The sequence below is a fragment of the Roseateles sp. GW821-FHT03B02 genome, assembly GCF_059421025.1.
The window spans coordinates 118,237-135,147 of sequence record NZ_JBWKUV010000003.1 but is presented as its reverse complement, the minus strand read 5'-3'; the positions used below and the strand labels follow the sequence as shown (position 1 = coordinate 135,147).

At 71.4% G+C, this 16,911-nt stretch carries 15 protein-coding genes; 10 read left to right on the top strand and 5 right to left on the bottom strand.

The annotated features are described in order from the left end of the window. Positions 1-8 precede the first annotated feature (8 nt). A complete protein-coding gene (locus AC07VX_RS10405; RefSeq protein WP_493164648.1) occupies positions 9-2,231 on the top strand; it encodes a xanthine dehydrogenase family protein molybdopterin-binding subunit in 2,223 nt (740 codons plus the stop codon). Between the two features lie 133 nt (positions 2,232-2,364). On the opposite strand, the gene AC07VX_RS10400 is transcribed toward AC07VX_RS10405, so the two are convergent. Then, positions 2,365-3,258 carry a hypothetical protein gene (locus tag AC07VX_RS10400; RefSeq protein ID WP_493164647.1) on the bottom strand — a complete coding sequence of 298 codons (894 nt, stop codon included), beginning with the start codon at positions 3,256-3,258 and terminating at the stop codon, positions 2,365-2,367. Between the two features lie 71 nt (positions 3,259-3,329). Further along, entirely contained in the window at positions 3,330-3,533 is a 204-nt protein-coding gene (locus AC07VX_RS10395; RefSeq protein ID WP_493164646.1) for a heavy-metal-associated domain-containing protein, read from the bottom strand. A gap of 30 nt (positions 3,534-3,563) precedes the next feature. On the opposite strand from AC07VX_RS10395, the gene AC07VX_RS10390 reads away from it, so the two are divergent. Further along, positions 3,564-4,121 carry an NADPH-dependent FMN reductase gene (locus AC07VX_RS10390; RefSeq protein ID WP_493164645.1) on the top strand — a complete coding sequence of 186 codons (558 nt, stop codon included), beginning with the start codon at positions 3,564-3,566 and terminating at the stop codon, positions 4,119-4,121. Then, positions 4,118-5,017, top strand: coding sequence for a pirin family protein (locus AC07VX_RS10385; protein WP_493164644.1), 900 nt, complete (start codon positions 4,118-4,120; stop codon positions 5,015-5,017). The genes AC07VX_RS10390 and AC07VX_RS10385 overlap by 4 nt, the downstream gene beginning before the upstream one ends. Positions 5,018-5,020: 3 nt before the next feature. Here AC07VX_RS10385 and AC07VX_RS10380 read toward each other — a convergent pair whose 3' ends face one another. Both AC07VX_RS10380 and AC07VX_RS10375 read right to left on the bottom strand, forming a co-directional pair. Then, positions 5,021-5,782: a PA3715 family protein gene (locus AC07VX_RS10380; protein ID WP_493164643.1), complete on the bottom strand. Its 762-nt coding sequence runs from the start codon at positions 5,780-5,782 to the stop codon at positions 5,021-5,023. Further along, entirely contained in the window at positions 5,779-6,798 is a 1,020-nt protein-coding gene (locus AC07VX_RS10375; RefSeq protein WP_493164642.1) for an ATP-binding protein, read from the bottom strand. The genes AC07VX_RS10380 and AC07VX_RS10375 overlap by 4 nt, the downstream gene beginning before the upstream one ends. 143 nt (positions 6,799-6,941) lie before the next feature. Here AC07VX_RS10375 and fba point away from each other — a divergent pair, with 143 nt between their 5' ends. The 7 genes from fba (at position 6,942) to AC07VX_RS10340 (ending at position 15,934) form a co-directional block, all read left to right on the top strand. Further along, a complete protein-coding gene (gene fba, locus AC07VX_RS10370; protein ID WP_493164641.1) occupies positions 6,942-8,006 on the top strand; it encodes a class II fructose-bisphosphate aldolase in 1,065 nt (354 codons plus the stop codon). Beyond that, positions 8,003-8,428 (top strand): gamma-glutamylcyclotransferase family protein, encoded by a 426-nt coding sequence (locus AC07VX_RS10365; protein WP_493164640.1) that lies wholly within the window; start codon positions 8,003-8,005, stop codon positions 8,426-8,428. Before fba ends, AC07VX_RS10365 begins: the two co-directional genes overlap by 4 nt. Positions 8,429-8,527: 99 nt before the next feature. Next, positions 8,528-11,653, top strand: coding sequence for a PAS domain S-box protein (locus AC07VX_RS10360; RefSeq protein WP_493164639.1), 3,126 nt, complete (start codon positions 8,528-8,530; stop codon positions 11,651-11,653). Positions 11,654-11,655: 2 nt separating this feature from the next. After that, positions 11,656-12,045, top strand: coding sequence for a response regulator (locus AC07VX_RS10355; protein ID WP_493164638.1), 390 nt, complete (start codon positions 11,656-11,658; stop codon positions 12,043-12,045). Between the two features lie 32 nt (positions 12,046-12,077). Beyond that, the gene (locus AC07VX_RS10350) at positions 12,078-12,974 is read left to right on the top strand and encodes a phosphoribosylaminoimidazolesuccinocarboxamide synthase (protein ID WP_493164637.1); all 897 of its coding nucleotides are present in this window, start codon (positions 12,078-12,080) and stop codon (positions 12,972-12,974) included. Beyond that, entirely contained in the window at positions 12,971-14,113 is a 1,143-nt protein-coding gene (locus tag AC07VX_RS10345; protein WP_493164636.1) for a hypothetical protein, read from the top strand. The genes AC07VX_RS10350 and AC07VX_RS10345 overlap by 4 nt, the downstream gene beginning before the upstream one ends. Before the next feature lie 54 nt (positions 14,114-14,167). Next, entirely contained in the window at positions 14,168-15,934 is a 1,767-nt protein-coding gene (locus AC07VX_RS10340) for a serine/threonine protein kinase (protein WP_493164635.1), read from the top strand. A gap of 10 nt (positions 15,935-15,944) precedes the next feature. Here AC07VX_RS10340 and AC07VX_RS10335 read toward each other — a convergent pair whose 3' ends face one another. After that, positions 15,945-16,895 (bottom strand): tetratricopeptide repeat protein, encoded by a 951-nt coding sequence (locus AC07VX_RS10335; protein WP_493164634.1) that lies wholly within the window; start codon positions 16,893-16,895, stop codon positions 15,945-15,947. Positions 16,896-16,911: the final 16 nt, after the last annotated feature.

The window sequence follows — 16,911 nt, the reverse complement described above, 5'->3', positions numbered from 1 at the left end:
GGAATGACATGCTGAATCCACGCCGCATTGATCAGGCCATGAGTGGCGGCCTGTCCCGCCGCGCCTTCGTCACCACCACCGTCGGCGGCGCCGTCGGCCTGGCCTTGTTGCCGGGCGTGTCGCTGGCGCAGGACAAGGCCAAGCCCGGCTCCAAGCCGACCGAGCAGCCGCTGGCCTTCGTCAGCATCGCCCGGGACGGCACCACCACCATCCTGTGCAACCGCATGGACATGGGACAGGGCATCGAGACCGGCCTGGCCATGATCTGTGCCGAAGAGCTGGAGGCCGACTGGGGCAAGGTCCGCACCGGCTTCGGCGACCAGAAGGCCGAGTACGTGGACCCGCTGTTCGGCATCCACCTGACCGGCGGCTCCAACTCGGTGAAGAACAGCTACCAGCAGTACCGCGAGCTGGGCGCGCGTACCAAGGCCATGTTGCTGGCCGCCGCGGCCCAGAGCTGGGGCGTGCCGGCTGCGTCGCTGAAGGCCGAGAACGGTGTCATCTCGGGCGGCGGCAAGAGCGCCGGTTATGGCGAGTTCTTCGACGCGGCCATGAAGCTGGCCGTGCCGGAGACTGTCACGCTGAAGGACCCCAAGAGCTTCAAGCTCATCGGCAAGCCCACGGGGCTCGTCGTCAGCCAGGCCAAGAGCACTGGCACCCAGGCCTATGGCATGGACGTGCAGTTGCCCGGCATGGCGGTCGCCGTCATCCAGCGCCCGCCGGTCTTCAACGGCAAGGTCGCCAAGCTCGACAGCAGCGAGGCGATGAAGGTCAAGGGCGTCAAGGCCGTGCTGCCGGTGGCTCTGGACCGCGGTGGCCAGGGCGTGGCCGTCGTCGCCAGCGGCTACTGGGCCGCCAAGAAGGGCCGCGATGCGCTGAAGGTCGACTGGGACATGGGCGGCGTCGCCAAGCCCGACACCGGGGCGCTCACCAAGCAGTACCTGGCGATGGCGAAGACGGCCGGCACGCCGGCACCCAAGCCCGAGTTCCAGGCCGATGTGAGCGCCTGGGCCAAGGCGCCGAAGAAGATCACGGCCGACTTCGTCTTCCCCTACCTCAACCACGCCCAGATGGAGCCGCTGGCCTGCACGGTGGACCTGAAGGCCGACCGCTGCGACTTCTACTACGCGGCCCAGATGCCCGGCATCGACGCGATGAACCTGGCCAAGACGGTGGGGCTCAAGCCCGAGCAGGTGCAGATCCATGTGCAGATGGCCGGCGGCGGCTTCGGCCGGCGCGCCACGCCCGCGACCGAATGGCCGCGCGAGGCGGCGGCGGTTGCCGTGGCGCTGGCGCAGGCCGGCAAGCCCATGCCGGTCAAGGTGATCTGGAGCCGCGAGGACGACGTCAAGGCCGGCTACTACCGGCCCATGACCGTGCACCGCGCCGAGATCGGCTTCGACGCCGCCGGCAAAGTGCTGGGCTGGCAGCACCGCATCGTCAGCCAGAGCATCCTGAAGGGCTCGCCGCTGGAGGGCTTCGGCTACCAGAAGGGCGTGGACGGCACGACGACCGAGGGCATGCGCGAGCCCTACGACATCCCGATGAACCTCAGCGTGCACCACCCCGAGGTCAACGTGCCGGTGCTGTGGTGGCGCTCGGTGGGCTCCACGCACACGGCCTACGTCATGGAGACGCTGGTCGACGAGATCGCCTTCGCCACCAAACAGGACCCGGTGGCCTATCGGCTCAAGCTGATGGAAGGCAACGCCAAGGCTGACCGCCATCGCGCGGCCCTGCAGGCGGCGGTCGACAAGAGCGGCTACGGCAAGCGCAAGCTCAAGGCCGGCCAGGCCTGGGGCGTGGCGGTGCACGAGAGCTTCGAGTCCGTCGTCGCCTACGTCGTCGTCGCGAGCATGAAGGGCAAGGGCAAGGACCGACAGCCGGTGCTGCAGGAAGTGCACGCCGGCGTGCACTGCAACCTCTGCGTGAACCCCAAGGCCGTGGAGACCCAGGTGCAAGGCGCCGCCATCATGGCCCTGGGCACGACGATGCCGACCCACCGCGTGACGTTCAAGGACGGGGCCGTCGAGCAGAACAACTTCTACGACATGGCCATGCCGCGCATCACCGACGCGCCGCCGGTGATGACGGTCAGCATCGTGCCGAGCAACGACCCGCCCAAGGGCATGGGCGAGCCGGGCGTGCCGGCGCTGGCACCGGCCCTGGCGAACGCGGTGGCGCGGCTGACGGGCCAGCGGCAGCGGGAGTTGCCGTTCAGGTTCGCCTGAACCGTCGCCCGGGGCTCGGGCCTCGGCCCTCCCCCGGCAGGCCGTTTTTCGGCGGCGCGGCTATCTGCTGCGCCGGGCCTGGTCCTCGGCGCTCGCGCTCGCGCTGGCCGGGGCGCCGCCGGTCCGCCCGCGGTCAGCGCCTGGCGCGACGGCGTGCGCCGGCTGCGGCGAGCAGGGCCGTGAGCGCCAGGCCGGCCGTCATGGGCTCGGGCACCTGGCCGGTCGCGGTGGCGATGGGGTCATTGTTGGGGTCGCCCGAGGTCGAGCCCGCGCCGCAGACGGCCGCGAAGGCGGCGCTCGGCATCTGGCCGCTGCTGTCATAGAGCACGGCTGAGCAGGTGGTGGTGGTCCTGATGTTGCCGGAGGCTTCCGACGTCATCACGTAGGAGATGTTGTGGTCGGCGTTGCCCGGCAGGGCGAGCAGCGGGATGGAGTAGCTGCCGCCGGCGATGCCGTAGCTGAAGTAGCCCGGGCCTTCCTTGCTGGTCCAGCCCACCGACAACGGGCCGCCGTGGTCGTAGCTCTTGGTGATGGCGCCGCCGGCGCTGACCTCGGCGCTCCAGGCCTCGTCGAGGTAGGTGGTGCCGTCGATGACGAGCTTGATGGACAGGCTGGCCTTCTGGAACTCGCCGGCCATGAAGGCCGTGCTGCCGAAGGCGCCCACCTGGCCGGGGTTGATGATGAACGCGAAGTCGGCGGAGTCGCTGCCCCCCTGGGTGCCGATGATGGATGCGATGCCCTGGGCGAAGTAGGTGTTCTCGCCCGAGGCGCGGGCGCCGAAGCTGGACGGGCTGTTGTCGCAGGCATAGGCGTGGATGCCGATGTTGTCGACGCCGGCGCCGTTGAACTCCGTCGAGTCCTGGCCGGCGATGTTGCCGCAGGGACCGCTCGCGGCCACGGTGCCGCCGGGGCCGCTGGAGGTGCCGACGTTGTAGGCACCCGTGCCCGTGTAGGTCAGGCCGGCCCAGGCCGGGGCGGTCAGGGCCGTCAGCACGGCGGTCAGGCAGAGGTTCTTTAGGGCGGACATGACGGGCTCCTTGAGCGCAATGCCCGGATGCTAGGGGGCGGCCCGCACCTCGTGTGTCCCCGTCTTCGGTTTCATTTCACGTCGGGCGCCGGCGCGTAGCCGGCCTGCGTCAGCGCGGCGGCCAGCGCGTCTCGCGGCAGGCCGCTGTCGACCTCGGCCGTGCGGGCCTCGCGGTCGATGCGGACGACGGCCTGGGCGTCGGCCGCCTTCAGCGCGTCGGTGATGGCGGCGACACAGTGGCCGCAGCTCATGTCGGGCAGGGTGAATCTATGCATCTCGGACTCCGGGGCTGGCATCATGCCTTCATGCACATCATCGCCCTCAGCGGCGCGCTGCGCCGCGCGTCCTACAACACCGCCCTGCTGCGCGCCGCCGCCGCGATGGCGCCCGCGGGCGTCACGATCGAGCTGCGCACCCTGCACGGCATCCCGCTGTACGACGGCGACGTCGAGGCGCAGGGCATCCCCGAGGAGGTGACCACGCTGCGCGAGGCCATCCGCGCCGCCGACGCGCTGCTCATCGGCACGCCCGAGTACAACAACTCGATTCCCGGCGTGCTGAAGAACGGGCTGGACTGGCTGTCGCGCCCCAGCGGCGAGGGCGCCAAGCTGTTCGGCGGCAAGCCGACCGGGCTGGTGGGCGCCACGCCGGGCGGCTTCGGCACCGTGCAGTCGCAGGACGCCCTGCTGTCCGTGCTGCGCACCTTCGGCTGCGACTTCTGGATGGCCGGGCGCCTGATGGTGTCGCGGGCCGGCACGGTCTTCGATGCCGACGGCAAGCTCGTCGACGACAAGGTGCTTGAGCAGTTGCAGAACTTCGTCCAGGGCTTTGTCGCCTTCGTGGCGAAGAGGACGGCAGCATGAGCCTGCACATCGAACGCATCACCAGCCACGTCGGCGACGTCGGCGGCATCCCCATCCAGCGTGCCCTGCCAGCCAAGAGCCGGCGCGTCATCGGCGCCTGGTGCTTTGCCGACCACGCCGGCCCGGCCACGCTGCCGCCCGAGAAGCGCATGAACGTCGGGCCGCATCCGCACACGGGGCTGTCCACCTTCAGCTGGATGATCGAAGGCGAGATCCTGCACCGTGACAGCCTGGGCTCGGAGCAGGTGCTGCGCGCCGGCCAGGTCAACCTGATGACGGCCGGGCATGGCATCGCGCACAGCGAGGAGTCGCTGTCCGACCGCATCCACCTGGCGCAGCTGTGGATCGCGCTGCCGGATGCCGAGCGGGAGAGGGCGCCGAGCTTCCAGCATTTCCCCGACCTGCCGCGCTGCGCGGTCGGCGGCTTCGACGGCACGCTGCTGGTGGGCGAACTGGACGGCCAGCGCTCGCCGGTGCCCAGCTTCACGCCGCTGCTGGGCGTGGACCTCGCGGCCGACGGCCCGGCCGATGCGGTCATCGCGCTGCAGCCCGGCTTCGAACACGGGCTGATGCTGCTGGAAGGCGAGGTCGAGATCGCGCCTGCCAGCCACGACGCGGTCGAGACCGTTGCGCCCGGCACGCTGCTCTACATTGGGCCGGGCTGCGCGTCGGTCGAGCTGCGCTGCACGTCGGCCACGCGCCTGCTGCTGCTGGGCGGCGAGCCCTGGTCTGCGCCGCCGCTGCTGTGGTGGAACTTCGTCGGCCGCGAGCCGGCGGAAATGCAGGCCTGGGCGGAAGACTGGGCGCGGGAGGACGGCGGGCGCTTTGGTGAGGTTCAGGGCTACGTCGGCCCGCGCATCCCGGTGCCGCCGGTGCCGCCGCTCAGGCGGACCTGAACGTCAAAGGCCTGCGGGATCGCAGTCCGTGATGGCCTGGCTGGCGGGCGGTTCGCAGCGATAGATGCCGCCGTCAAAACGGCAGCTACGGTGCGATGTGACGGACTTGCTCGCCTCGAAATCGGGCGTGTAGCGACTGCGATGATCGGTGAGGCGCAGGTCTTGCCAGCCGCGGGTCTGTCGAGGGCTCACACTCAAGGTCGTGGACGCCTCGTCCCACGCGTCTTGGCCGATCACGCCCATTCCGGCATCCTGCCAACCCATGGCCTGGCAGAACACGGGGCGCAGGCGGCGACCTTCGGCGACGTACAGCCTCAACGGCGTGCCGCTGCGGCTGTTGGCCAGCGTATTGCCCCGGTCGCTGCTGAAGCGTAGCCCGAGAGCGCGCACACCCGGCCGGAGCAGATAGGGCGCCAAATCCAGGCTCAGGCTGGATCCGCCGATGTAGGTGGTGGCGTCGGCATCCACGGTGGCGCGATGGCTGCTCAGCGTCTGATCCTTGGTCAGGTCCACCAGCGCGATGACCACGTCCCAGGCCTGGTCGCCGTAGGCGCCTATGCCGGGTTTCTCGAAGGCCATCACTGCTGCGGCCACGCGGCCTGGAGCTGCCGGCCAAGGTCGGCAGTCGCTGGCTGTCAATGCGCCTTTGTGCCTGCCCGCTGCGGCGCGCAAGGCTGCCTCGATGGCGTCGTTGCAGCCGCTGTCGCCCTGTGCCCATGCCGAGCCGGCGAGTACCGCCAGGAGGAGTAGTGCGATGCGCCTCACCCCGCCCTCGCACTCATCACCAACGCCGCGATGCGCGGCGTGGTGTTCACGGCCACCAGCTCGATCTGCGGGTTGGCCTTGGCGAAGACGCGGAAGAGCTCGTCCGTGAAGCCGTGGCCCACGTCGATCACGCCGTCAAAGTCGATCTCCGCGCGCTTGAAGGTCGTCAGTCGCAGGCCGACGCGGCGGGCGGCGGCGCGCGAGTCCAGCGCCTGGCCTTCGGTCGTCAGCAGGCGCAGCTGCACGCGGGTCTGGTCGAACTCGATGCCATCGCCCTGGATGCTCCAGGCTTCCATGACGCCGTCCAGCGTGCGCGTCGTGTTCAGCGCGATGGCCATGTAGATGCTGCTGCCCTGGCGGGGCAGGGCGCGGCCTTTCTTCCAGCCGGCGCTTTCCCAGGCGCGGCGCTGGTAGGCGGTGTTGTTGGCGTGGATGTCGAACACGTCGGCCAGCTGGCTGCTGAAGAACAGGCCGCGGCCGGTGTGGGCGTCGGGCGCGCTGGTCAGGCGCCCCTTGCTCAGCTCCAGCATGGCGTGCTGGGTGTCCTCCAGCTGGAAGGCGGTGCAGATCTTGTCGAACACGCCGATGCCGTCGTCGCTGACGAGCAGCTGCACGTGGGTGGGCGTCTGGCGCAGCGACACGGTGACGCTGCTGCCGCCGGAGTGGTCGGCCGCGTTGTTCACGAGCTCGGTGAAGCCGTGCTGGATCATGCGTTCGACGTGTTTCGGCAGCGCGAAATGAGGCGCGAAGTCGCGCTGCCAGGGCAGATCTTCCTGCAGGCCGTGCAGGGTGTAGCTGCGCGCCACCTGGCGCAGGCTGCCGGGGGAGAAGACGGGCCGGCGGCCGGTGCCGGAGCGGGCCAGCCAGCCGGCGTCCACCAGGCGCTTCAGTGCCGACAGCACCGCCCGGTGGCTGGCCCCGGTGCGCTCCTCGATGTGGGCCGCCAGATCCAGGGAATGCTCGCTGGCCGCCGCCGTGATCCAGTTGGTGAGGTGGTCGAACACCAGTCTTGTCATCCGCGCATTGTGCTGACTACTCTCATCCGCGGGGGATGGGGCGCGCCCTGACTCCATAGAATCCCCAACCAGTTACGGCGCGGTTACCAAGTACGTTGGGAGTCGCAGTCGGCCAGATTTCTCAACTCCACCGGGGACATCCCATGCCTCTCGTTTCCATGCGCCAGTTGCTGGACCACGCCGCCGAAAACGGCTACGGCATCCCAGCCTTCAACGTCAACAACCTGGAGCAGGTGCAGGCCGTCATGGCCGCGGCCGACGAGGTCGGCGCGCCGGTCATCCTGCAAGCCTCGGCCGGCGCCCGCAAATACGCCGGCGAGCCCTTCATCAAGCACCTCATCCAGGCCGCGGCCGAGATGTACCCGCACATCCCGCTGGTCATGCACCAGGACCACGGCACCAGCCCCAAGGTCTGCGCCGGCGCCATCGACCTGGGCTTCGGCTCCGTGATGATGGACGGCTCGCTGATGGAGGACGGCAAGACGCCGTCGTCCTTCGACTACAACATGGAAGTCACCCGCAAGGTGGTCGACATGGCGCACGCTGTGGGCGTCACCGTCGAGGGCGAACTGGGCTGCCTGGGCAACCTGGAAACCGGTGACGCCGGCGAGGAAGACGGCATCGGTGCCGAGGGCAAGCTGGATCACTCCCAGATGCTGACCGACCCCGAGGAAGCCGCGGTGTTCGTCAAGGCCACGCAGCTGGATGCGCTGGCCATCGCCATCGGCACCAGCCACGGCGCTTACAAGTTCAGCCGCAAGCCCACGGGCGACATCCTGGCCATCGGCCGCGTGAAGGAGATCCACGCGCGCATCCCCAACACCCACCTCGTCATGCACGGCTCGTCGTCGGTGCCGCAGGACCTGCTGGCCATCATCAACCAGTACGGCGGCAAGATGAAGGAGACCTTCGGCGTGCCGGTCGAGGAGATCCAGGAAGCCATCAAGCACGGCGTGCGCAAGATCAACATCGACACCGACATCCGCTTGGCGATGACGGGCGCGGTGCGCAAGTTCCTGGCCGAGAACCCCGACAAGTTCGACGCCCGCGAATGGCTCAAGCCTGCCCGCGAGGCCGCCAAGGTCATCGCCAAGCAGCGCTACATGCAGTTCGGTTGCGAAGGCCAGGCCGGCAAGATCAAGGGCCGCACGCTGGTCGACATCGCCGGCGCCTACGCCCGCGGCGAGCTGGCGCAGAAGGTGCAGTGACGGCTCACGCCTTCACCTACGGCTCGCTGATGTGGGCCGACATCATGGCCCGCGTCTGCGGGCGTGAGTTCGCCAGCGAGCCGGCCTTGCTGGCCGATCACGTGCGCCGCCCGGTGCGCGGCCAGGACTACCCCGGCCTGCAGGCGGCGCCCGGCCAGCGGGTGGCGGGCCGGGTCTACCGCGACGTCGATGCCGCCGCCTGGGCGCGGCTCGATGCCTTCGAGGGCGAGGAGTACGAGCGCGCCGATGTCGTCGTCGCGCTGACCGACGGCAGCATGCTGCCGGCCCAGGTCTACCGCTTTCGCGCCGCATTCGCCGACCGCCTGCTGCCAGGCGACTGGGACGTCGAGGCCTTCGGCCGCGAGGGCCGGCAGCGTTTCATCGCCCGCTACGCCGGCTTCGATCTGATCGCGCCGCGCTGAAGTCCCGGCAATAAACCACGCTCCAGGGCGGCGAGGCGACCTGCCCAGGGAACACAATCCCCGCCATAACTCCACCGTAGTGGGAGTTTGGAGCGGGAGATGGACGAACTGACCGGGGCCGTCGCGCGGGCCGGCTTCCTGCCTCAAGGCTACTGCTTCCAGTGGTCGCCCGGCCTGCTGTGGACCATGGTCGGCGCCGACCTCGCCATCGCGCTGGCCTATTTCTCCATCCCCCTCGTCATCGCCCGCTACGCGCGGCAGCGCCCGCAGGTCAACCTGGGCAGCCTAGCGACGCTGTTCGCCGTCTTCATCTTTGCCTGCGGCGTCACGCATGTGCTGGACGTCTGGACCATCTGGCGCCCCGACTACGCCCTGCAGACGGCGGGCAAGGTCTTTACCGCCTGCGCGTCGGTGCTGACCGCCGCCGTTGCCTGGCGGCTGATGCCCACCCTGCTGGCCCTGCCGTCCATCGACGAGATGCGCAGCGCCAACGACGCGCTGCGCCGCGAGGTGGACCGCCGCACCAGCGCCGAGGACCATCTGCTGGAGACCGAGCAGAGCCTGGCCGCGACGCTGGCTGCCATCGATGCCGGCTTCATCACGACCGACGGCGAGGGCCGTGTCACGCGCATCAACGCCGTGGCCGAGCGCATCACCGGCTGGCCTGCGCAGGAGGCCCTGGGCCGGCCGGTCTGGGAGGTCTTCCAGCGCGAGGGCATGCCGGCGGCGCTGAAGGCGGGCAACCCCTTTGCCGTCGTCCGCGCCTGGCAGCAGGACGGGGCCTTGCGCCGTCAGGCCATCTGCGTCGCGCGCGATGGCAGCCAGCATCCGGTCGAGATCCATGCTGACCTGACCCGCCATGCCGACGGCCGCGAGCGCGGCATCGCCATCGTCTTCCGCGACGTCGGGCGCCTCACCGCGGCCGAAGCCGAGGTGCGCCGCCTGGCCGCCGTCGTCGAGTCCTCGGCCGATGCCATCGTCGTGAAGACGCTGGAAGGCCGCATCACGAACTGGAACGCGGCGGCCGAGCAGATGTTCGGCTACACCGCCGCGGAGGCCGTGGGCCAGCCGGTGCAGATGCTGATCCCGCCCGAGCGGGAGGCCGAGGAGATGGGCATCCTGAGCCGACTCGCCCAGGGGCAGTCGGTGCCGCCCCTGCGGACCGTGCGCATCGCCAAGGACGGCCGGCGCGTCGAGATCTCGGCCCAGGTTTCGCCGCTGCGCGACGCGGCCGGCCGCGTCATCGGCGGCATCAAGTCGGCCCGCGACCTGACCCACCAGCGCCAGATCGAGGCCGCGCTGCGCCAGAGCGAGGCACGGCTGCGCTTCGCGCTGGAGTCCGCCGCCATTGGCGACTGGGAGCTGGAGCTGGAGACGGGGCTCATCCACCGCTCGCGCCGCTACGATCAGTGCTTCGGCCTCGTCGATCCGGCCGGCACCTGGGACCGCGGGCGCCTGCTGGCCGCCGTGCATGCCGACGACCGCGCCATGGTCGACGCCGGCCTGAACGCCCTGCTTGAGCCGAGTCAGGGCCAGCAGCCCTGGCATGCCGAGTTCCGCGTCCTCTGGCCCGACGACAGCGTGCACTGGCTGCGCCTGGATGCCCGCGTCACGCGCGACGACGCGGGCTCGCCGCGGCTGGTGGGCATCGCGGCCGACGTGACGGCCATGCGCACCGCCGAGCAGGCCCGCCAGCAGGCCGTGTGGTTGGCCGCCGAGAACCGCCGCGTGCAGGAGTCCAGCCGGCTCAAGAGCCTGTTCCTGGCCAATATGTCGCACGAGCTGCGCACGCCGCTGAATGCCGTCATCGGCTTCTCCGAGCTGCTGGCCATGAGCGACCCGCCGCCCGACCCGGCGCGCCAACGCCAGTGGCTGCAGCACATCGCCAGCAGTGGGCGCCACCTGCTGAACATGATCAACGACGTGCTGGACCTGTCCAAGATCGAGGCCGGCAAGATGGACTTCCATGCCGAGCCCGTCGAGCTGCCGGCCCTCGTCGACGACGTGATGGCCACCATCGCGGTGCTGGCCGCGCAGCGCGGCCTGAGCCTGGCGTCCGCCATCGCGCCCGAGCTGCGCGGCCTGGTGCTGGACCCGGCGCGGCTCAGGCAGGTGCTGCTGAACTACCTGTCCAACGCCATCAAGTTCACGCCGGCCGGCGGCCGCGTGGCGCTGCGCATGGTGGGCGAGGGGCCGCGGCTGTGGCGGCTGGAGGTGGAGGACAGCGGCATCGGCATCCCGCCCGACCGGCTCGGGCAGCTCTTCGTCGAGTTCCAGCAGCTGGACGACGGCCTGGCCAAGCAGCACCAGGGCACCGGCCTGGGCCTGGCGCTGACGCGCCGGCTCGTGGAGGCCCAGGGCGGCCGGGTCGGCGTCTACAGCGAGCCCGGCCGGGGCAGCCGTTTCTACGCCGTGCTGCCGCGCCAGCCGGTCGACGCCACCGCCCAGGCGCCGCGGCCGGCGCACCAGCAACTGGTGGCGCTGCGCGACCACCCGCTGCGCGACGGCGTGGCGCGCGAGCTGTCGCAGGCCGGCGTGGCGGCCGACACCGCCGCCACGGCCGCCGAGGTGCTGCGGCTGGCGCGCGTGCGCCGCTACACCGAGCTGGCCATCGACCTCGGCCTGCCCGATGCGCCGGGGCTGGGCATGCTCGCCGCCCTGCGCAGCGGCGGGCCGTCCATGCACGCGGCGGTCAAGGCGCTGGCCCTGACGCCGGCCTCGGGTGCCGGCGTCGCCTTCCCGGTGGCCGACGTGCTCGCCAAGCCGCTGCGCCGGCCGGCGCTGGCGCGTGCCCTGGTGCCGCTGCGCGACCGCCTCGGGCCGGGGCGGCCGGTGCTGGTCGTCGACGACGAGGCCGGCTCCCGCGAGCTGATGTGCGCGGCTCTGCAGGCGGCCGGCGTCGAAGCCGTCGCCGTGGCCGGTGGCGCCGAAGCCCTGCGGTGCCTGCCGGCCCTGCAGCCCGCCGCCGTCGTGCTCGACCTGATGATGCCCGGCGTGGACGGCTTCCAGGTGCTGCACGAGCTGCGCCGCGACCCGCGCTGGGCCGAGCTGCCGGTCATCGTCTGGACGGCGCTGGTGCTGGGCGTCGACGAGATCGAGGCCCTGGCACGCTCGGCGGCCAGCATTGCCGGCGCGGGCGAAGGCCGCTCGCTGGCCGAGGTGCGCGACGCCCTGCTGCGCGCCGCGCAACTGGACCGCCGCGGCCGCCGCCGCGCGGGGAGCTGAACATGGCCGGTGAACGCGTCCTCGTCGTCGACGATAACGAGCTCAACCTCGACCTCGCCCAGTACGTGCTGGAGGCCGACGGTTTCGTCGTCGACCGCGCGCTGCATGTCGACGAGGCCTGGACGCGGCTGCGGGCCTGCCGGCCCGACATCGCCCTCGTGGACATCCAGCTGCCCGGCGTCGACGGCCTCAGCCTGGTGCGCGCCATCAAGGCCACGCCCGACCTCGCCGATCTGCCCGTCATCGCCTTCACTGCCTACGCCATGCAGGGCGACGAGCAGCGGTTTCGCGCGGCCGGCTGCGACGGCTGCCTGACCAAGCCCATCGACGTGCACAGCTTCGCGGGCATGGTCCGGCGCTATCTGGCCGGGCAGGGCAGGGCGGCAACCTAAAATCCGGCGCCTTCTCCCTGAGCCGTGCCGCCATGCCCCAAGCCCTGTACGAATCCAGCCTCACCTCCCTCCCCCTGCTCGGCCGCGGCAAGGTGCGCGAGAACTACGCCGTCGGCGAGGAACGCATCCTGATGGTCGCCAGCGACCGCCTGTCGGCCTTCGACGTCATCATGGGCGAGCCCATCCCGGGCAAGGGCGCGCTGCTGACGAAGATGGCGCTGTTCTGGTTCGACAAGCTGGACGGCATCGTCCCCAACCACCTGACCGGCGAGGACCCGCTCTCCGTCGTCACCGGCGCCGAGCGCGAGCAAATCCGCGACCGCGCCATGCTCGTCAAGCGCCTGAAGCCCCTGCCCATCGAAGCCGTCGTGCGCGGCTACCTGGCCGGCAGCGGCTGGGCCGAGTACCAGGCGAGTCAGAGCGTCTGTGGCGTCAAGCTGCCGGCCGGCCTGCGCAACGCCGACAAGCTGCCCGCCCCCATCTTCACGCCCGCCACCAAGGCCGAGATGGGTGACCACGACGAGAACATCTCGTTCGAGCAGGCCGCCGCCATCATCGGCACCGAGCTCGCCACCCGCGTGCGCGACATCTCCATCCAGCTCTACCAGCGCGCCGCCGACTTCGCCCTCACCAAGGGCATCATCATTGCCGACACCAAGTTCGAGTTCGGCCTGGACGCCGACGGCACGCTGACGCTGATGGACGAGGTGCTGACGCCCGACTCCTCGCGTTACTGGCCCGTCGAGAGCTACGCGCCGGGCAGCAACCCGCCCAGCTACGACAAGCAGTTCGTGCGTGACTGGCTGGAGGCCGTGCGCATCGACGGCCAGCCCTGGGGCAAGAAGGCGCCGGCGCCGGCCCTGCCTGCCGAGGTCATCGCCAACACGGTGCAGAAGTACGAGGAAGCCTTGCAGCGGCTGACGGCATGAGCGCGACGGGGCCGGTGAAGCTGCGCAGCCGGCTGGCGCAGAAGCTGGACGGCGAGATCGCCGCTGCTGCTTCGATGCCGGCGCGTGCCGCGGTGCTGCAGGCCCAGCGCGCCATCCTGTGGCTGCGCCACGGCCGCGAGGCCGAGGCCCGCCAGGAGCTGAACCGCCTGCAGGCCCGCGCCCTCGCGCATCCGCGCATCGAACTGGCCGCCTGGCTGCACCTCGCCGAGGGGCTGACCGCCTATTTCAGCGCCTTCGGCGGCGGCGCCCGCGAGCGGGTGCGCCGTGCCCAGGTGATGGCCCAGGCCGCGGGCCTTGCGTCGCTGCAGGCCTTGTGCGACGCCTGGCTGGCGCAGATGGCCTTCGTCGACCGCGACATCGACCGCCTCGTCGTCCATGCCGCGGCCGTGCTGGCGGCGCCGGCGGACACCGCCGCAGCCTGCCGCGTCGCCTCGGCGCTGGGCATGGCCTGGGATCTCGCGCTGGGGGCCCAGGACGAGGCCACCGCTTCCGCCTGGTACGCCTGGGGCCGCCGTGCGGCCAGCGCCGATGGCGACGACGCCGGCCTCGCGGCCCTGCTCTACAACCAGATGCAGATGCGCGCCCTGCGCATCCGCCATGCTGCCCTGGCCGGCGAACCCGGCGAGGCGCCGGCCGTGCTGCTGGGCGTGGACTCCATCGGTCATTTCGACGACGCCGTCGGCGGCTCGGCCCGCGCCGACCTGACGCCGCTGCTGCGCGCCCAGCTGCTCACCGTGCAGGGCGACTTCGCCGCCGCCGCCGCGCTGCTGGAGGCGCACCTGCCCGAGGCCGTGGCCGCCGGCCTGGCCCGCACCGGCGGCAGCCTGCTGGCCGACCTGGCCTGGTGCTGGGCCAACACCGGCGAGTCGCTGCGCGCCCGGGCGCTGGCCGACCAGGCCGCCGTCGAGGTGCTGGCCGAGGACTCGCCGCACTGCGATCTCGACGAGCGTGCAGCCCTTCACGCCCGCCTGGCCCAGGTCTACGCCCGGCTGCGCGAAGACGCACTCGCCGCCCGCCACGGCGACGCCGCCCAAGCTGCCTGGTCCGACGATGCCGCCCAGCGGCGCCTGTGGGTGACCCGGTTGAGCGAGGCCGGAATGGGCAGTCCAGCACGCTGACCGGGCTTTCTCCCGAGGGCTGGCGTGTCCGGCCTGCGTTACCCTCGCCGGCCTATGACCGCCGACGCCCGCGACGACGAAGCCATCAACGCCTTGCCGGTGGGCACCCGCTTTGGCGAGCTGGAAATCCTCGGCACGCTGGGCGTGGGCGGCTTCGGCATCGTCTACCTGGCGCGTGACCACTCGCTGGAGCGCGAGGTTGCGATCAAGGAATACATGCCCAGCCAGTTCGCCTCGCGCGACGGGCAGTCCCAGGTGTCGGTGCGCTCGGTGTCCATGAAGGAGACCTTCGAGCTCGGCCGGCGCAGTTTCGTCAACGAGGCCAAGCTGCTGGCCCGCTTCGACCATCCCTCGCTGCTCAAGGTCTACCGGTTCTGGGAAGCCAACGGCACCGCCTACATGGCCATGCCGCGGCTGGTGGGCCAGAACCTGCGCGAGGCCCGCAAGGCGCGCCCGACGCCGCCGCCCGAGGCCTGGGTGCGCCGCATCTTCGACGCAGTGCTCGGCGGCCTGGAAACGCTGCACGCCCAGCATGTCTGGCACCGTGACGTCGCGCCCGACAACATCTTCATGCCGGCCGACGGCAGCCCGCCCATCCTGCTGGACTTCGGGGCCGCCCGCCAGGCCATCAGCGACCGCACCCAGGTCTTCACGGCCATCCTCAAGCCCAGCTTCGCGCCCATCGAGCAGTACGCCGAAGCCACGACGCTGAAGCAGGGCCCCTGGACCGATTTCTACGCGCTGGCCGCGGCCATGCACGAGTTGCTGACCGGCCGCCCGCCGCCGCCGGCCACGGCCCGCGCCATGGGCGACGAACTGGCGCCGCTGGCAGTGCCGGGCTATTCGCCGGGCTTCCTGGCCGGCCTGGACTGGGCCTTGCGCGTGGCACCGCACCAGCGGCCGCAGAGCGTGGCGGCCTGGCGGGAGGTGCTCGACGGTCGCGCCGAAGTGCCGCTCGCCCAGCCCGCACCGCCCCGCGCCGCGCCACCGGCGCCAGCGCCCGCCGAGCCGCTGGACCTGGAGTTCGCCGACACCGTGCAAGGCACGCCCTCGCAGCTGGACGACGACCCCGGCGCGACCGTTGTCGTGCCGCTGCGCAAGAACACGCCGCCACCGCCGCCACCGCCGTCGCCGTCGCCGTCGCCGTCGCCGGCAGCCGCGCCGAGCCGGGCTGCGCCCTCCTCGCCCCGCGGTTGGCAGGGGCCGGTCATGGTGGGCGGCGGGGTCGCCGCGCTGGCGTTGCTGGGCCTCTTCGTCATGCAGCTGCGCAGCAGCCCGGCCAAGCCTGAGGCCGCGATGCCGGCGGCTTCGATGGCGGCGCCGGCTTCGCTGGCCGCGTCGCCGGCCGAGGCGGCGACACCGGTGGCCAGCGCGCCGGCCCCCCAGCCGGCGCCGGCGCCGGCATCGGCCCCGCTGCCGGTGGTCACGCCGCCCAAGCCCGCTGCTGCCTCGGCGGCGACCCCCATGCCCGCTCGCACCGCCTCGTCTGCCGCGTCCTCGCCGCTGCGACGGGACGCGGCCTCCAGGCCCGTCGTCACCGAGAAGGCCGGCGACTTCCGCCCCGTGCCGCGCAGCCCGGTGTTCGCTGCGCCCGAGCCGGCTGCGTCCGGCAATGCCGGCGGCAATTCCGCGAAGGCCGGACCGGCCTCAGCAGCGCCCGCGCCGTCCAGCGAACCCAAGACGGCCAACGAGGCCTGCGGCGGCCGGGTGCTGTTCGCGCGCGCCTGGTGCATCGACCGGCAGTGCGAGAAGCCCATCTACAAGGACGACCCCGAGTGCGTGCGGCTGCGCGACATCCGCAACAGCCGCGCCAACCACTGACCCGCGAGGGTCAGAACAGGGCCATCGACAGCTTGCGGCGGTACTGGTCGATCAGCGGGTCGCTGTGCACGACCGCCGCCTTGCCGGCCAGTTCCAGCGTGCCGCTCTTGGCCTCGGCGGCCGGCTTGGGCGCCGGCTTGGTCAGCAGCTCCAGGATGGCTACATAGGTCTTGCGCGCCGCCTGGTCCATCCAGGCCTTGTCGCGCATGATGATTTCCAGCAGCTCGTCCATGGCCTCGGTGAAGCGCTGGCCGGCCAGATGCGTCTGGGCCAGCGCGAAGCGGGCGTCGAAGTCGCGCTTGTTGGCGGCGATCGCAGCCTGCAGCGCGGCCGGGTCGGCGCCGGCGGCGGCATCGAAGGCGGCCAGCCACGTGGCCAGGGCGGCCAGGCGGGGCGAGGGCACCAGCGTGTCGGCGGCCTTGGCGGCCACCGGGGCGAAGGCTTCGCGGGCCTCGGGCACCAGGCCGAGCTCCAGCAGCGCCTTCACGTAATCGAAGCGGGCCACGTCGTTGGACGGGTCGGTCTGCACGGCGTGGGCGAGCTTGCCCAGCGCGGCCTCCAGGTCGCCGCCGGCCATCAGCTCCTCGGCGGCCGCGACGTCTTCCTCGGCCTCCAGCATCTCGCCCGGCGGCACATGCTTGTCCAGGAACTCGCGGATCTGCGCCTCTGGGATGGCGCCGACGAAGCCGTCCACCGGCTGGCCGCCCGCGAACATCACGCAGAAGGGGATGGAGCGCACGCCGAACATCTGACTGAGCTGCGACGCGATCTCGGGCACCTCGTCGCTGTTGAGCTTGGCCAGCGTGAAGCGGCCGGCGTAGGCGGTCTCTAGCTTCTCCAGCATGGGGCCGAGCGTGCGGCAGGGGCCGCACCACGGCGCCCAGATGTCCAGCAGCACGGGGCGCTGCTGAGAGGCGACGATGAGTTCGGCTTCGAAGTTCTGGAGGGTGATGTCGATCATGGCGGACAGGAGATTG